The sequence below is a fragment of the Actinomadura geliboluensis genome, from assembly GCF_005889745.1.
GTDB lineage: Bacteria > Actinomycetota > Actinomycetes > Streptosporangiales > Streptosporangiaceae > Spirillospora > Spirillospora geliboluensis.
In genome coordinates, this window is record NZ_VCKZ01000060.1 from 1 (window position 1) to 16,924 (window position 16,924).

Consider the following 16,924-nt stretch of genomic DNA (forward strand, 5'->3'; position numbering starts at 1 on the left):
CGGTTGGACGGGCTTGGCGCAGCGCCGCCGTTCCAGTTCGGCCATGATGTCGGCCATGCGGGCGCGCATGCGGGCGGTCTGGGTCGTCAGCAGGGACAGCTCCTCGACGAGCTCCGCGTCGCCGATGAGCCCCAACTCCGCTTTCGTCACGGTGTGCAACCTCCTGCTCTCCCCCGCTTCCCCTCGGGGGCCGGACCGAGCCGGTGTTCTCGAATCCATGTTCGACAGTACCGGGTGCCGCCGACATTTTCCGACCGCCCACACCGGTTGATCTTTGCTCGGGCTGGGAATTCCTTTATGGGCATGGTCCGTCCGGTCCCGCGTTCACCATGCGCCCCAAGCGCGGGAGCACCACCTGAGGAGGATCCGATGCCACAGGAGGCAACCGACGCCCGGCGGACGCCGGCCCGTGCCGGCACCAAGCAGGAGGCCCGCCGGCTGCAGGGCGTCCTGGCGGTCGCGGCCATCACCATCGGGGTCGCCGCCCTGTTCCTGGGCTGGTTCCCCGAGACCCACTTCCCCGGTGCCGTGCTGGGCGTGATCGGGCTGCCGCTCGCGCTGTACTCGCAGCTGATCTCGGCGACGACCAACGAGCGGTGGCTGAACGTGATCGGCATGATCACCGCGTTCGTCGGCACCGGCTTCGCGCTGAGCAACGGGGGCTTCTCGCTCTGACCCGTCCCGGGTGTCGGAGGGCGCGGATAGGCTCGTCGGCATGCGCATCGGAGCCCACGTCGACCAGCAGCACCCGCTCGACAACGCCCGCGCGGTCGGGGCGGACGTCGTCCAGTTCTTCCTGGGCGACCCGCAGGGCTGGAAGAAGCCCGTCCTGCCGGAGGGCGTCGAGGCGCTGGCGGGTTCCGGCGTGGACGTGTACGTGCACGCTCCGTACACGATCAACGTCGCGACGTCCAACAACCGGATCCGCATCCCGAGCCGCAAGAACCTCACGCAGCAGCTGGAGGCGGCGGCGTCCATCGGGGCGAAGGCGCTGATCGTGCACGGCGGGCACGTGCTGAAGGACGACGACCCCGAGACGGGCTTCGAGAACTGGCGGAAGGTGTTCGAGCGGGTCGAGTGTCCGATTCCGGTCTACATCGAGAACACCGCGGGCGGCGGGAACGCCATGGCGCGCAAGTTCGACCGCATCGCCCGGCTGTGGGAGGTGCTGTCCGGGGTTCCGGGGCTGGACGGCAAGCTCGGCTTCTGCCTCGACACCTGCCACGCGCACGCGGCCGGCGAGGAGCTGGTGGACGCCGTCGACCGGATCAAGGCCATCACCGGCCGCGTCGACCTGGTGCACTGCAACGACAGCCGGGACGCGTTCGGGTCGGGCGCCGACAGGCACACCAACCTCGGCAGCGGCAGCATCGACCCCGAGCTGATCCTCACCGTGGTCAGGGCCGCGGGCGCCCCGGTGGTGGTGGAGACGCCCGCCGCGGGGCAGGCCGACGACATCGCCTGGCTGCGTTCGAAGCTCTGAGGAGCGGAGTCGCTGGAACCCGCGCAGCGTGCGCGGCATCTAACCCGGGTGCAACCAGCCTGACGACAAAATCCGAAGGTCACGTCACACTGGCATAATCCGGAATCCAGCCCTCAGCGCACGCGCGTCCTCTCCGGCGGCGGGCGCGCGAACCGATCGGGAAGCACATGGCACAGCCCCCTTACGACCCCTACGGCTACGGGTCGCAGGACCCCTACGCGCAGTCCTACTCCCAGCCCCCGGCCGTGCAGCACCACTACTACGGGGCTTCGATGCCGGTCGCCCCGCCGACCAACGGGATGGCGACGGCGTCGCTGGTGTGCGGGCTGATCGGGTTCTTCGCGTGCGGTGTCACGTCCGTCCTGGCGGTCATCTTCGGGCACGTGTCGCTGAGCCAGATCAAGCGGACCGGCGAGGGCGGCCACGGCATGGCCGTCACCGGCCTGATCCTCGGCTACCTGATCAGCGCCGGCTGGCTGCTGATCCTGCTCTTCTACATCCTCGGCATCGCGATGTTCGCCGCGAGCACCGGCAGCACGTACTGACCGCTCACGCCAGCCGAGGGACGCCCGCCACCTCCACCCCTACGCTGGACATCAGCACCGTCATGGGGGTGGACGTGGCGCGCCACGCCTTGACCGCGTCGCCGAACACGTCGAGGACCATCCGCAGCGACTTGTGGTCGGTGTCGGCCAGTTCGGCCCAGGACTCGTACAGCACCAGGTAGCCGTGCTTCGCGGGCGCCCACGACAGGTCCTTGAGGACGGCGGAGAGGTCGTCCCAGTCGCCGCCGGCCAGCGCCGGCGCCTCGAACACCGCGGCGCACACCCGGAGGAACCCGGCCTTGTCGCGGGCGCGGCGGCCGTCGAGGTGGAACCCGCGCCAGCCGGCCTCCTCGGCCCGCTCCGTCCAGCCGGTGTCGCCGACCGCGCCCGGCACCGGGGCCGTCCGCCACTGGTAGACGCCCGGCTCCAGCCGTCCCGCGAGCAGCTCGTTCAGTGCTTGGTTCGCGTCCACGTCCTCTCCCCGGCTGTTCCCGCGTCCCCGCGATCGTCCACGGGGGGCCGGGCCGACCCCCGCCCGCCGCGAGCAGTTCCCCGGCATCCGGCGGGAAATCCCCCCGTACAGGCAGATTCCGGCCACGAAACGTCCCGCGCGACGCCCGCGATCGTCGCACACCGCCCTCGTGCCGCCGATGCGACGCGCTGACCAGGAACGATGCGGTGGCGGAGTACCCGGCGGACGTACCGTGACGCCCGGTGACCCGGAGTATCCACCGGCCGGGGAGAGTATTGGGCTTGAGTCTCCAGCGGGTGGAGGGCACAGGGTGAGGGGCATGGACGGCGACGCCTTGTACACGATCGGGGAGCTGGCGCGGCGCACCGGGCTCTCGGTGCGGACGATCCGGTTCTACTCCGACGAAGGCGTCGTGCCGCCCACCTGCCGTACCGAAGCCGGCTACCGGCTGTACGACGCGGAGGCCGCCGCGCGCCTCGACCTGGTGCGGACGCTGCGCGACCTCGGCGTCGACCTCGGCACGATCCAGCGGGTGCTGGCCCGCGAGATCGGGGTCGGGGAGGTCGCGGCGGCGCACGCGGAGGCGCTGGACGTGCAGATCCGGACGCTCCGGCTGCGCCGGGCCGTGCTGCGGGCGGTGGCGAAACGCGGATCCACCCCGGAGGAGATCGAGATCATGAACAAGCTGGCCCGGCTGTCCGACGAGGAGCGCCGGCGGATCATCACCGACTTCATCGACGAGTCGTTCGCCGGGCTCGACGTGAACCCCGACTTCGAGGCGAAGATGCGGTCCGGGCTGCCGGAGCTGCCGGACGATCCCGCGCCCGAGCAGGTCGACGCCTGGGTCGAGCTGGCCGAGCTGGTCGGCGACCCGGGGTTCCGGGCGTCGGTGCGGCGGATGGCCGAGTACCAGGCCGCCCAGATCGAGAGGGGCGGCTACCCGGAGGACCCGGAGGGCCTCGGCCGGGTGACGGGGGAGAAGATCGCGGCGGCGATCGCGGACGGGATCGAGCCCGCCTCGGACGCGGCCCGTCCGGTCGTCGACGAGCTGGTGGCCGCCTACGCGGCTGCCTACGGCGCCGCGGACGGCGCCGAGTTCCGGCGGGAGCTGCTGCAGCAGATCGAGATCGGTACCGACCCGCGCGCGGAGCGGTACTGGCAGCTGATCGCCGTCATCAACGGCTGGCCGAGCTGGCCCGCGATGACTCCGTCGTTCGAGTGGTTCGCCGAGGCGCTGCGCAACCGGCTCACCTGAGCCGAGCGAGCGTCACCGGCGGGTCAGGACGGTGCTGGGACGCCGGCGCGGTGGTGAGCGCCGCGCCAGCGTCCCAGCGACACCACGTCCGCGGCGCCGTCGAGGACGCCGCCCGCCGGGTCGTCCACACCGTTCGCCCGGACGATGTCACCGGACGGCCGCAAGATGTCCCAGACCACAAGGGCTGCCAGCACCAGGACGGTCACGAACCGGGCCAGCAGAGCCAGCGAGTACACGTCCTGGCTGATGCCGCCTTCGGGTGCGTCCATGCTCAGCACAGCCGACATGGTGTCGGACAGGTTCGCGCCCTGCGTCTGCCCGGACACCGACAGCAGGAACCACCAGATGCCGAAGAAGTAGATGATTTCGCCGATCTGCCATGCGACGAACGCGGGCAGCTTAGGACGAGCCAACACCGCGAGCGGCAGCAGCCAAAGGACGTACTGCGGCGACCAGACCTTGTTCGGCAGCATGAACGCGACGAGGACCAGGAACAGCAGTTGCGCGAGCCGCGGGCGGCGCGGCGCGGCGAGCGCGAGGACGGCGATACCGGCGGCGAGGACGAGGAACGTCCCGGTGCCGAGCAGGTTGAGCAGGTCGGTGTCGCCGGCGGGTTCCGGCAGCCCGTGGTCCTGCAGCACGAAGAAGATCGAGCCCCAGTCGACGCCGCGCTTCTGGCTGAAGGTGTAGAACTCCAGCCAGCCGTCCCACGCGAAGACCATCACCGGCAGGTTGACCAGCAGCCACGCGCCCGCGGTGCCGGCGAGGAGCCGGCCCATCGCGCGCCACTGCCCGGCGCGGACGCACAGCAGGACGAGCGGGCCGAGGAACAGCAGCGGGTAGAACTTCGCGGCGATCGCCAGCCCGAGCAGCGCGCCCGCGAGCGCCGGGCGGCGCGCCGACCAGGCGGCGACCGCGAGCGCCGACAGCGCGACCGCGAGCAGGTCCCAGTTGATGTAGGCGGTGAGCAGGAGCGCGGGGGACAGCGCCACCATCAGGCCGACGCGCAGCGAGCGGCGCCCCGCCGCGTACGCCGTGGCGAGGACGGCCACGACCGCGAGGACGGCGAGCAGGAGCGCCGTGACGTTGTAGAACGCCATCCCGCGCCCGTCCACCCCGAAGGGACGGACGAGCCACGCCACCAGTTGCATGAAGCCGCCGCTGAGCACCGGGTACTCGACGTAGTGGATGTCGGACCCTTGCAGCGCGTCGAAGTAGGGGAGCTTGCCGTCGTTCAGCCCGCGCACGTAGTAGAGCGGGTAGATGTCGGTGTAGCAGGCGTTCGTCGTCGTCTTGAGGAAGTCGAACCGCGCCGACGCGCAGGGCTGCTTCTGCAGCCAGCCGAGGAGGCACACCAGGGCGGTGAGGCCCGTCAGCACCGGCGCGAGCCGCATCAGCCGGCCGGGCGGGTGCGATCCGGGGCGGCCGTCCGCCGCGTCGCTGCCGGCGGACATCGCGAGCCCCTCAGAAGACGACGACATGGACAGCAAGACTATTCGTCCCGGACGGCACCGGCGATCACGCGACCGGATGCCGACCGGAGAAAGGCCGGAGGCCGGTCGGAGAAAGGGGACGGCCCGGAGCCGCGAGGGCTCCGGGCCGTCCGCCCGGTGTCGGCCGTGCTACGCGCCGCTCTCGGTCTCCGGGTTGGGGGGTTCCTGATCCCGGCAGGCCGGGTGGTTGCGGTTCTGCGGTTTCGCGCACCACCAGCCCTTGTCGCCCTCGGGCGGCAGGTTCGGGTTGCAGCCGTCCGGCCTGCCGAACATGTCGCAGGGCTGGTTCTCGGGCGCCGGCGGCGTCGGCGACGTCGGCGTGGACGGCGTGGACGACGGGCAGCCCGGCTGCTGGTTCGGCTGCCCGGGCCGGCAGCTCGGCGAGGTCGTCGGGCTCGGCGAGTTCGTCGGGGACGGAGCCGGCTTCGCCTTCGCCCACGGGGCGAGCTGGCCCACGTTGGCGGGCGGCGGGAACTGGCTGATCTCCTTGCCCTCGAGCGCCTTCAGCATGAAGCGCTTGAACAACTCGGCCGGGACCGTACCACCGTAGACCTGGTTGTAGCCGCCGACGCCGATCAGCGACTTGCGGTTGCCGTTCTTGTCCTGCCGCCACATCGCCGCCGACGTCGCCAACTCCGGCGTGTAGCCGACGAACCAGGCGGACTTGTTCTCGTCCGTAGTACCGGTCTTACCGGCGACCGGGCGGGAGCCGAGGCTCGCCCGGGTACCGGTACCGCCGGTCTGGACGACCGCCTGCATCGCGGACGTGGCGTCCGCGGCCACGCCCTCGGAGAAGGCCCGCGTCGGCTTCTGCCAGGGCAGCTTGTCGAGCGGCTTGTTCTCGTTGTTCACGACCGTGTGACCCTTGGCGTCCGTGATCTTCGCGATCACGTGCGCGGCGCGGTGCTCGCCGCCGGACGCGAACGTCGCGTAGACCGACGCCATCGTGACCGCGCTGGCGTCGATGACGCCGAGCGGCAGCGAGGTGTAGGTCGGGTCGAGGCTCGGGGTCTTCTCCGGGATGCCCATCTTCTTGGCCATGTCGACCACGTTCGACAGCTGGACCTTCTGCCCCAGCTCGACGTACGCGGTGTTGATCGACATCGCGGTCATCTGCTTGAGGTTGTAGATGCCGTTCTCGGACGTGCTGTCGTTCGTGAACGTCGCGCCGTTGATCGTCCGCTTGTAGCGGCCGTCCATCGTCGTCTTCAGGCTGATGCCCTGGTCGAGCGCGGTCGCCAGCACGATCGGCTTGAACGACGAACCCGGCTGCACCTTGCCCTGGAAGGAGTTGTCGAACGCCTGCTTGCGGAAGTCGGGACCGCCGTAGGCGGCGACCACGCCGCCCGTCTTCGGGTCGACCGACGCGAGCCCGAACCAGATGTCCGACTTGAGGTTGTTCTCCTTCTTGATCTGCTTGACGAGCTTGTTGGTGTAGTCCTGCAGTTCCTTGTCGAACGTGGTCTTGATCCGGAGGCCGCCGGTCGCGAGCCGCTGCCGGTCGATGCCGAGCGACTCCAACTCGTTGACCACGCGCGCCTGGAGGTAGCCGGCGTTCGGGTCGTCCGGCGCGTCGCTCCACTCCTTCTGCGTCTGCGGGAACTTCGCCGCGGAGCGCTTGGTCTGGTCGAGCCAGCCCTTCTCGACCATCCCGTCGAGGACGTAGTTCCAGCGGTTGACCAGCGCCTGCTTGGCCGGGTTGGACGTCGGGCCGTAGGTGGCGAAGTAGCCGGGCCGCTGGATCAGCGCGGCGAGCATCGCCGCCTGGTACTCGTTGATCTCGGTGACGGGCTTGTGGAAGTAGGCGCGGGACGCCGCCTGGATGCCGTACGAGTCGCGCCCGAACGGGACGACGTTGAGGTACAGCTCAAGGATCTTCTTCTTGTCCATCTCCTTGCCCATCCGGATGGAGATGAGGATTTCCTTGAGCTTGCGGCTGACCGTGCGGTCCTGGCTGAGGTTCGCCCAGTAGTTGCGGGCCAGCTGCTGGGTGATCGTCGAGGCGCCGGCGACCTCGCCGCCGGTCGCGGCGCGGAACACCGCGCCCGCGATGCCGGTCGGGGAGATGCCCGGCTCGCTCCAGAAGTTGCGGTCCTCCGCGGCGAGCACCGCGTTCACCACGAAGTCGGGCACCTTGTCGAGCGCTATGTCCTCGCGGTGGGTGCCGATCCGGGCGAGCGTCGACCCGTCGCTATAGGTGATCACCGATTCCTGGCGGAGCGCGTCCTGCTGCGCCTTGGTCGGGAGCGGCGTGTTGGCGTAGGCGACCACGACGAGGACGGCCATGCCGAGGATCATCACGCTGACGACCGCGACCATGATCTTCCAGGACGGGACGTAGCGCCGCCAGCCGGTCTTCTCCTGTTCGCCCGGGCGCTTCTCGCGCCGGGGACGGCCGCGGCCGCGGCCGCGCTCCTCGTCGTCCCAGAAGCCGCCGGGGCCGCCCGGCCCACCGGGCCCACCGGGACCGCGCCCGCCGGGACCGCCGGGGCCACCCGGGCCTCCGGGGCCGCCCGGCCCACCGGGGCCGCCGGGACCGCCCGGGCCGCCGGGACCGCGGCGCACCGGCGGCGGACCGCCGGGCCCCGACCGCGACGCCGCCGGCGCCCCGCGGCGCCGCCCGCCGCCGGGCGCGCCCGTCCGGGGAGGCCCGCCGCGCTGCCCGCCCGACCTGCCACCGGGACGCGGCGTCCTGCCGGGCGGCGTCCTGCCGGGCGTGGGCGGGCCGGGGGGCCCGCCGCGCTGCCCGCCGGACGGCGTGCCCGCGGAGCCGGGGCGGGGGGAGCCCCTCCGGCCGGCGTTCTCTCCGTGGTCCGGTCCGTATCGGCTTGGGTTACTCACGCGGCCTCATCAACTGGGGGACGGCTATGCGTCGTCCGAGCGTACTGTGCACCCGCGGCTGCGGTGGCCGGTGAGGCGAGGCTGCCCTTCCTCCGGCCTGCCGGGCGCGCGGGATCGGGGCCGCTGGCGTGCGGCAATTCGCGATCATGCTTCATGTCACACCCCCACGTTTCCAGTGGACGGTTCGGGTGCGGACGGCCGGCCGGTTCATTCCGGTGGCCGTCCCAGTGGGACCAGTGGCGCCAGGAGCGCGATGCGCTCCGACTCCCCGGTGCTGAAGGTGCGGCCTCCGCCGCGGCGGCAGGCCGGATCGCCGCGGTGCATCTGGCACCACCAGCGCGGCGGGGGGTTGCTCGGCGGCTTGTTCGGGTCGCAGTTGCCGTTGGAGAACGGCGACTGGCACGGCGGGAGGTCCCCGCCGGGGCCGTCGCCCCCGTCGCCCTGGCAGCGCGGATCGTGCTGGCCGATCGGGTTGTCGCACCACGGCGGCCGGCGGTCCTTCTTTTTCTTCTCCGGCGGCTTCGCCCACTTCTGCACGATCCCGCCCCACGCGGGCGGCGGGAACGCCTCGGCCTCCATGCCGCGCACCGCGTTCGACATGTACGACCGCCAGATGCGGGCGGGGATCGTGCCGCCCTCGACCTCGCCGATTCCCGGCAGGATCACCGACTTCTTCTTGCCGTCGGGGCCGACCGCGTCGTTGTAGATCGTCACGGCGGTGGAGATCTGCGGGACGTACCCGACGAACCACGACGAGACGTTCCGGTCGGTGGTGCCGGTCTTGCCGGCCGCCTGCCGTCCGTCCGGTAGCGCCGCCGCCGTCGCGGTACCGCTCTTGATGACCTGCTGCATCGCGTACGTGGCGTCCGCCGCGACCTTCGCGCTGAACACCCGGTGCTTCTCGACCTTCGGCTTCAGCCGGACCCGCTTGTTGTCGCTGTAGCGGACGACGCGGATCACGTGCGGCTGGTAGTACACGCCGCCGTTGGCGAACACCGCGTACCCGGCGGCCTGCTCGATCGGCCGGATGTTGTTGACGCCCAGCGCCAGGTTCAGGCAGCACTTGTGCGGCGTCAGCAGGTCGGACGCGATGCCGGCGTCCGTCTCGGTCTTGATCGCCTCTTCGATGCCGACCTTGCCCATCAGCTGGATGAAGGCGGTGTTCACCGAGTCCTTCGTCGCGGTGATCAGGTCGATCGCCGGGCCGACGTCATGGCTGTTCGGGACGATCACGGCGTTCGGGTCGCCCTTGGAGACCACGCTGCCGTCCGGGCCGATCGGGGTCTTCGACCGCCCCTCGACCAGGCTCTTCAGGCTGTAGTTCTGCTTCAGCGCGGTCGCCAGCACGTACGGCTTCATCGCCGACCCGGCCTGCGCCGACCCCTGCCACACGTTGTTGAACGACTGGTCCAGGTAGTCGGGGCCGCCGTAGAAGGCGACCACCTCGCCGTTGGCGGAGTTCACCGACACCAGCCCGACGCGGATCTTCTTCTTCGCGAGCTTCTTCGGGTCGACCTGCGGGACGGTCTGCTCGGCCGCCTTCTTGGCCATCGCCATCCGCTTGCGGTCGAACGTCGTGTAGACGCGCAGGCCCTCGGTCGTCAGTTCCTTGCGGTCGATGCCCTGCCGGCGCAGCTCCTCCATCGCGCGCGTCAGCATGTAGCCGCGCTGGCCGCCGTACAGCTGCTTGTCGCTGCCCGGCTTGCTGATCTTCGGCAGCCGCTGCATGTACTTCGCGGCGTCGGCCTCGCTCAGCTTGCCCATCGAGACCATGCCCTTGAGCGTGTACTGGTAGCGCGCGGTCACCCACGCCTTGTTCTTCGCGTCCCCCGCGTCCCGGTTCGGGTTCTGGATGATGCCGCCGAGGACGGCCGCCTGGTCGGGCGTCAGCTCCCAGACGTTCTTGCCGAAGTACTCGCGCGAGGCCGCCTGGATCCCGTAGGTGTCGCGGCCGAGGTAGATCGTGTTCAGGTAGAGCTTGAGGATCTCGTCCTTGGTGTACTTGTCCTCGAGCTTCACCGAGATGAACAGCTCTTTGAACTTGCGGTTGACCGTCCGGTTGTTCGGGTCGGAGTAGTAGTTCTTCGCGAGCTGCTGCGTGATCGTCGAACCGCCGCCGGACCCGCCGGTCAGGTTGTCCCAGACCGCGCGGGTCGTGCCCTTGACCGAGAAGCCGGGGTCGGTGCGGAAGCTGCGGTTCTCGGCGGCGAGGACCGCGTCCTGGACGAAGGTCGGGACCTGCTTCAGCTCGACGCTCTGCCGCTTCTTGCCGATCCGTCCGATCTCGGTGCCGTCGGTGTAGTAGAAGATCGACGCCTGGTCCTCGACGCCCGCGACCGTCGGCTCGGCGGGCGTGGGCGTGTTCGTGTAGGCGACCCAGATCAGCGTGATGAACGCGGCGAAGCCGAGCCCGCAGACGCCGGCCACGATCTTCCAGGACGGGATGAACCGCCGCCAGCCGGTCTCCCGGGACCGCAGGTGGCCGAGGAACCCCTTCTTTCCCGGGGGCGGCGGCGTCCCATGCCGCCCGGGCCCGCCCGGACCACCGGGACCACCGGGACCACCGGGACCGCCGGGTCCTCCCGGCCCTCCGGGGCCGCCGGGTCCAGCGGGGCCGACCGGTCCGCCGGACCGGTTCGCCGCGCGGACGCCCTTCCCCTGGAACTTCGCGGTGAGCTTCGCCCCGAGCTCCTGCCCGGCCTTCCCGAGCTCGCCGAGCTTGTCCTTGACGCCGGGCTTCGGCGCGGCACCGGCCGCGCCCGCCATGCCCATCCCGGCCGCGGCGCCCATCCCGGGGGGACCGCCCATGCCGGGCGGCCCGTTCATCGGCCCCGGCCCGCCGGGCCCGAAGGGTCGTCCCGGCGCACCGCCGTTGGGCCCGGACGGCCCACCCGGCTGCATCGGTCCACCCTGCGGCGACTGCATCGGCCCGGCCTGTGGAGGCTGCATCGGTCCACCCTGCGGGGGCTGCGCACCACCCATGGGGAACCCACCCTGCTGCCCGGCCCCGCGCTGTGCGGGAAGACCGCCGGGCCCCGAAGGGCCACCGGACGCTCCGAACCCGCGGGGCGCGCCCGGCCCGGGGGTCCCGCCCTGCCCGAGGGGACCGCCCGTCCCGTACTGCGGGCCCGAGCTGGGGAACCCGCCCTGCCCGGGAGATCCGCTGGGCGCGCCTCCACCGGGACCGGACGGACCGCCGGACGCGGGGAACGCACCGGAGCCCACCGGCCCGCCCGGCATGGGCTGGCCCGCCGCGGGCTGGCCGAGCGCGGCCGGCCCTGAGGGCGGGGACGCGTGCCGGCCCCCGGTGGGAGGAGCCGGCGGGATCGCGGGAGTCGGCGCGGTCGGCGCGGCACCGCCGAGCGGCGCGGGGGCTCCTCCGCCGGGGCCGGCGTGGCCGCCCGGGAAGCCCGGACCGTCCGCGGAGCCGGGGCTCTGCGGCGCGCCGGGGGCGTCATCGGTACCCGGACGCCCGGGGTCGCCGGGACGGGGGTTCTGCTGCCCGCCCGGCCACTGCGACCCGGGTTCCGGTCGGGGCTGGCTTGGATTACTCACGCGACCTCATCGACAGGGGACAACGGTTGTTGCCAGTGGCCCGGGGCGGCCTCCGGCCCTTGTTGCGACTCGTGCGCCGTCCGAAGAGTACTGTGCGGGCTGGTGAGCGGGGGGAGCGCATGCATGGTGAAGTTCCATCCCGGCTGGTCAACGCCCCTTCCGACGAAGGCGGCCGGGTTCTCCTTCCGTGCTGTCCGCCGCCCGGGACCGTGTGACGGACCAGGTGGATCCTGGCGCAACTTTGACATATTTCCGCCGCATGCACCCTGAATTCGGCGTATTCGGCGTCCGACCTCGGCGGCCGCGCCGGCCCGCCTCCCGGAAGATCACCTTCGCGGCCGGACGCCCCGACGGCGGACGGGCGGCGAGCGGGCGGCGAGCGGGCGGGACGGGCGGTCATGCCGTGCAGTACGCCTCCCGCATCCCCGCGGCTCGATGCGGCCCAAGCTGAGCCAGGGGCGGATCCAAGGCATCGCCAACGCGGCCCCAACGGCCACCCCGATCACACGGGCCGAAGACTTCCACTTGCCAGGACGGGGCCTCGTACGTATCTTGTCGATGTATCGAGCCGATACATTCGCTCGATACATCGGATCGAGACATCGGTCTCTGCGAGAGAGGGAACCGGATGGCGGCCAGGAAGGGCGCGGGCGTGCTGGAGCTCGCCGTGCTCGGCCTGCTGCACGAGGCCCCCATGCACGGCTACGAGCTGCGCAAGCGGCTCAACGCCCTGCTGGGGATGTTCCGGGCGTTCTCCTACGGATCCCTCTATCCATGCCTGAAGCAGCTTCTCACGGACGGGATGATCGTCGAGGACCGTCCCGACGAGGCGAACGCTCCGCTGGCACTGCAGAGCCGCCGGTCGAAGATCGTTTACAAGCTCACCGCCGACGGCAAGGAGCGCCTCCAGCAGCTCCTGACCGAGGCCGGTCCGGCGTCGTGGGAGGACGAGGGGTTCGGCGTTCACTTCGCCTTCTTCTCGCACACCCGCGCCGACGTCCGGCTGCGGATCCTCGAAGGCCGGCGCAGCCGGCTGGAGGAGCGCCTGGAGAGCGTCCGCGCCGCCCTGGCGCGGACCCGCGAGCGCGTCGACTCCTACACCCTGGAGCTGCAGAACCACGGGCTGGAGTCGGTCGAGCGCGAGGTCAGGTGGCTCAACGAGCTCATCGGACGCGAGCGGGCCGAGCAGGAGCAGCAAGCACAGTCAGCCAAGCGAATTGATCAGGACATGCCTCGGGACGAGGGCCGCTGATCCGCGGCCCGCCGCCTTCGGGGGCGGGTGAAACACCACATGTTCCGCTAGAGAGAAGGAGCAACCGGATGGGTTCGGTGCGCGTAGCCATCGTGGGTGTGGGCAACTGCGCCTCTTCACTCGTCCAAGGTGTCGAGTTCTACAAGGACGCGGCCCCCGAGACGCGAGTCCCCGGCTTGATGCACGTCCAGTTCGGCGAGTACCACGTGGGCGACGTCGAGTTCGTCGCGGCGTTCGACGTGGACGCCAAGAAGGTCGGGATGGACCTGTCCGAGGCCATCCACGCCAGCGAGAACAACACGATCAAGTTCGCCGACGTCCCGCCGACCGGCGTGACCGTCCAGCGCGGCCCCACCTTCGACGGCCTCGGCGAGTACTACCTCGACATGGTCGAGGAGTCGGACGCCGAGCCGGTCGACGTGGTCCAGGCGCTGAAGGACGCCGAGGTCGACGTCCTGGTGTCGTACCTGCCGGTGGGCTCGGAGGAGGCCGACCGCTTCTACGCCCAGTGCGCGATCGACGCCAAGGTCGCGTTCGTGAACGCGCTGCCGGTGTTCATCGCGAGCGACCCCGAGTGGGCCCAGAAGTTCACCGACGCGGGCGTCCCGATCGTCGGCGACGACATCAAGTCGCAGGTCGGCGCCACCATCACGCACCGCGTCATGGCCCGCCTCTTCGAGGACCGCGGCGTTGAGCTGCTGCGCACCTACCAGCTCAACTTCGGCGGCAACATGGACTTCATGAACATGCTGGAGCGCAAGCGGCTCCAGTCCAAGAAGATCTCCAAGACGCAGTCGGTCACCTCGCAGATCCCGCACGAGATGGCGAAGGCCGACGTGCACATCGGCCCGTCCGACCACGTGCCGTGGCTGGACGACCGCAAGTGGGCCTACGTCCGGCTGGAGGGCAAGTCGTTCGGCGACACGCCCCTCAACCTGGAGTACAAGCTGGAGGTCTGGGACTCCCCGAACTCCGCCGGCGTGATCATCGACGCGGTGCGCGCCGCGAAGATCGCCAAGGACCGCGGCATCGGCGGCCCGATCCTGTCCGCCAGCTCCTACTTCATGAAGTCGCCGCCGGAGCAGTACAACGACGACCAGGCGCACGACGCGGTGGAGAAGTTCATCCGCGGCGAGGTCGAGCGCTGAGCCGAGCCGGGAGACCGGCCGCCGAGCAGGCCCGACGGCCCGCCGAGGCGCTGATCGCGACCCCCTGAGAGTCCGATCACAAAATCCCCAAAGGACGCCCTGAGAGTGGACACTCCACTGTCAGGGCGTCCTTACTTCTAGAGAGAAAACGGTGATGTACCGGCCCTTTGTCACTCTGTGGCCCTACTGTGACACCGCCGGTGACTGCGCGCCAGGTTCCGAGTGTCCGAGGTGAGAACGTGACGGCACGCCAGATGTACAAGGTGACAGTGGGGCTGACGGGGCTGATGGTGGGCCTCGCCGGATGCGCCGGGGGAGGTGACGACGCGTCCGCCGCGGGGCAGGGCCGCGAGGGCGGGACGCTGCGGATCATCGGGTCGTCCGATGTCGAGCACCTCGACCCGGCGTCCGTGGCGAGCGTCGGCGCGTACGGGCTCGCCCGCACCTTCGCCCGCACGCTGTTCGGCACGCGGGCGTCCAACGACTTCCAGGAGACGGTGCCCGTCCGGCCGGACGTGGCCGAGCGCCTCCCGACCCGCGAGAACGGCGACATCGCCAAGGACCGCCGCACCTACACGGTGCGGCTGCGCACGGGCGTGCTGTGGAACACCGAGCCGCCGCGCCCGGTGACCGCGCAGGACTTCGTCCGCGGGTTCGAGCGGCTCTGCAACCCGGCGGCGCCGTCGTCCGGCAAGGGCTACTTCACCTCGACGATCAAGGGGATGGACGAGTTCTGCCGCGGCTTCGCCGACGTCGACCCCAAGGACCCGGCGGCGATGGCGGCCTACCAGCACGACCACGCGATAGCGGGCGTGCGCGCCAAGGACGACCGGACGCTCGTGTTCGAGCTGCGGCGCCCCGCCAGCGACTTCCTCAACCTGCTGGCGCTGCCGTACACCGCCGCCGCGCCGAAGGAGTACGACGCCTACGTCCCGGACGGCCCGCAGCTCCGGCAGCACACGATCTCCAACGGCCCGTACCAGATCACCGAGTACCGGCCGGGCCTGTCGTACCTGCTCTCCCGCAACCCGGCGTGGCGGGCGGCGGCCGACCCGCTGCGCGAGCGGCACGTCGCCAAGATCCGGATCACGCTCGGGCAGGACTCCCCGGAGGCCGTCCAGCAGCAACTGGAGCAGGGCACCGCCGACCTCGCCTGGGACCAGCCCGTCCCGACGTCCGCGATCCCCCGGCTCCGCGACGACCCCCGCTTCGCGATCAGGGAGACGCCGAACAACAGCCCGTACCTGGTGTTCAACACGCGCAGCCCCAACAACGGCGGCGCGCTCGGCAAGCGGGAGGTCAGGCAGGCGCTGGAGTACGCGGTCGACCGCAGCGCCCTCATCAAGATCGTCGGCGGGCCGTCGGTGGCGCGGCCCCTGCACACGGTGATCCCGCCGGGGAACTCCGGCTACGCCGCGATCGAGCACTACGCGACGCCGGGCGAGTCCGGCGATGCCGCCAAGTGCCGGGAGCTGCTCGGCCGGACGGGCCACGCCGAGCTCAAGCTGAAGTTCCCGTACCGGACGAACAGCGTCCACAAGCTCATCGCCCAGTCGATCGCGCAGAACCTCGACGCCTGCGGGGTCGAGGCCGAGCTCATCGCCGACTCCGGCGGCTCCTTCTACGCCGGCACCCTCGGCACGCCCGCGCGCGGCCGGGCGGGCGACTGGGACATCGCCGCCCCCGGCTGGGTGCCGGACTGGTACGGCAACAACGGCCGCTCGATCATCCAGCCGCTGTTCGACGGCCGCACCTACGGGCAGAACTCCACCAACTACGGCGGTTACAACAACCCGCAGGTCAACGCCCTCATCGACGCGGCGCTGACGGCCCCCGACGCGGGCCGCGCGGCGGGGTACTGGCAGCAGGCCGACCAGAAGATCATGGAGGACGCGGCGATCGTCCCGCTGCTCGACCGGTCCCAGACGCTGTTCCACTCGTCCCGCGTCCACGGCGCCCTCTACCTGCCCACCACGGCCGGCTACGACTACACCCGCCTCTGGCTCAACTGATCCCGCCCGGTAGAGGCCGGGCGAGGGAGACGGCGGTCACTTGAACGATGTGCAAGTGGTATCTACGGTGGAGTCCATGCCTCGCGACACCCTCTCCCGCGACCAGATCGTCCGCACCGCCGTCGCGCTGCTGGACGACGAAGGGCTCGAAGGGCTCAACATGCGCGCCCTGGGCAAGCGGCTCGACTCCGCCGCCACCGCCGTCTACTGGCACGTCAAGAGCAAGGACAACCTGGTCCTGCTGGCCACCGACCAGGTCTGGGGCGAGCTCACCCTGCCCGACCCGGACGCCGTCGGCTGGCGCGCCGCCGCCACCGCCATGGCCGCCGACCTGTACCGGATGTTCACCCGGCACCCCTGGCTCGTGCAGGTCTTCGCCGCGCACCTCGTCTACGGGGAGAGCAAGGCCCGCCATGACGACCACCAGCTCGCCGTGTACGAGGCCGGCGGGTTCACCGGTGCGGACGCCGACCGGGCCGCCGCCGCGGTGTTCACCTACGTCCTCGGCAACGCGGCCGGGGTCGCCGCGACCGCCTCGCTCACCCGCAGGCTCGACCGGGACGGCGGCGGCGCCCGCGAGCACGTCGACGCGGCCATGGCGCAGGCCCGGGAGATCGCCGAGCGCTTCCCGCGCCTGCGCGCCCGCCTGGACAGCGCGGCGGCGACGGGCTACGCCGCGTCCCCCGACCAGACCTTCGAGTTCGGCCTCCAGGCCCTCCTCGACGGCCTGGAACGCAGCACCTCCCACTCCGAATGACCGACGCCACGCCCCCATTGAGGACGGTGGCGGCGTCCAGCGCCGTCCGCCGACTCGCTCAGTGGTGAAGCGCCCGGGGCCGAGGACGTCGCGACGGTAGGGCGTGGTGGG

At 71.1% G+C, this 16,924-nt stretch carries 12 protein-coding genes; 8 read left to right on the top strand and 4 right to left on the bottom strand.

The genetic code is table 11. The features are described from left to right. Positions 1-369 precede the first annotated feature (369 nt). The 3 genes from ETD96_RS11280 to ETD96_RS11290 all read left to right on the top strand — a co-directional run bounded on the left by ETD96_RS11280 (position 370) and on the right by ETD96_RS11290 (position 2,028). On the top strand, positions 370-675 hold the full coding sequence (locus ETD96_RS11280; RefSeq protein WP_205719214.1) for a hypothetical protein: 306 nt from the start codon (positions 370-372) through the stop codon (positions 673-675). Positions 676-715: 40 nt separating this feature from the next. Continuing rightward, the gene (locus tag ETD96_RS11285) at positions 716-1,483 is read left to right on the top strand and encodes a deoxyribonuclease IV (RefSeq protein WP_138636273.1); all 768 of its coding nucleotides are present in this window, start codon (positions 716-718) and stop codon (positions 1,481-1,483) included. Between the two features lie 167 nt (positions 1,484-1,650). Beyond that, complete coding sequence (locus ETD96_RS11290) at positions 1,651-2,028, top strand: DUF4190 domain-containing protein (RefSeq protein ID WP_138636274.1); 378 nt, start codon at positions 1,651-1,653, stop codon at positions 2,026-2,028. 4 nt (positions 2,029-2,032) lie between these two features. On the opposite strand, the gene ETD96_RS44590 is transcribed toward ETD96_RS11290, so the two are convergent. Then, positions 2,033-2,500, bottom strand: a complete 468-nt coding sequence (locus ETD96_RS44590; RefSeq protein WP_171068972.1) for a barstar family protein — start codon at positions 2,498-2,500, stop codon at positions 2,033-2,035. A gap of 319 nt (positions 2,501-2,819) precedes the next feature. Between ETD96_RS44590 and ETD96_RS11300 the strand changes: the two genes are divergently transcribed. Further along, complete coding sequence (locus ETD96_RS11300; RefSeq protein WP_138636276.1) at positions 2,820-3,755, top strand: MerR family transcriptional regulator; 936 nt, start codon at positions 2,820-2,822, stop codon at positions 3,753-3,755. Positions 3,756-3,778: 23 nt separating this feature from the next. On the opposite strand, the gene ETD96_RS11305 is transcribed toward ETD96_RS11300, so the two are convergent. From ETD96_RS11305 to ETD96_RS11315, 3 genes are all read right to left on the bottom strand, one after another. Beyond that, positions 3,779-5,236: a glycosyltransferase family 87 protein gene (locus ETD96_RS11305; protein ID WP_240807513.1), complete on the bottom strand. Its 1,458-nt coding sequence runs from the start codon at positions 5,234-5,236 to the stop codon at positions 3,779-3,781. Between the two features lie 141 nt (positions 5,237-5,377). Next, complete coding sequence (locus ETD96_RS11310) at positions 5,378-7,813, bottom strand: transglycosylase domain-containing protein (protein WP_240807515.1); 2,436 nt, start codon at positions 7,811-7,813, stop codon at positions 5,378-5,380. A 483-nt stretch (positions 7,814-8,296) separates the two neighbouring features. Continuing rightward, a complete protein-coding gene (locus ETD96_RS11315) occupies positions 8,297-10,990 on the bottom strand; it encodes a transglycosylase domain-containing protein (RefSeq protein ID WP_138636277.1) in 2,694 nt (897 codons plus the stop codon). 1,282 nt (positions 10,991-12,272) lie between these two features. Here ETD96_RS11315 and ETD96_RS11320 point away from each other — a divergent pair. From ETD96_RS11320 to ETD96_RS11335, 4 genes are all read left to right on the top strand, one after another. Further along, positions 12,273-12,896 (top strand): PadR family transcriptional regulator, encoded by a 624-nt coding sequence (locus ETD96_RS11320; RefSeq protein ID WP_138636278.1) that lies wholly within the window; start codon positions 12,273-12,275, stop codon positions 12,894-12,896. A 68-nt stretch (positions 12,897-12,964) separates the two neighbouring features. Beyond that, on the top strand, positions 12,965-14,044 hold the full coding sequence (locus ETD96_RS11325) for an inositol-3-phosphate synthase (protein ID WP_138636279.1): 1,080 nt from the start codon (positions 12,965-12,967) through the stop codon (positions 14,042-14,044). Between the two features lie 239 nt (positions 14,045-14,283). After that, positions 14,284-16,056, top strand: a complete 1,773-nt coding sequence (locus ETD96_RS11330) for an ABC transporter substrate-binding protein (protein ID WP_240807516.1) — start codon at positions 14,284-14,286, stop codon at positions 16,054-16,056. 76 nt (positions 16,057-16,132) lie between these two features. Next, positions 16,133-16,813, top strand: a complete 681-nt coding sequence (locus ETD96_RS11335; protein WP_138636280.1) for a TetR/AcrR family transcriptional regulator — start codon at positions 16,133-16,135, stop codon at positions 16,811-16,813. Positions 16,814-16,924: the final 111 nt, after the last annotated feature.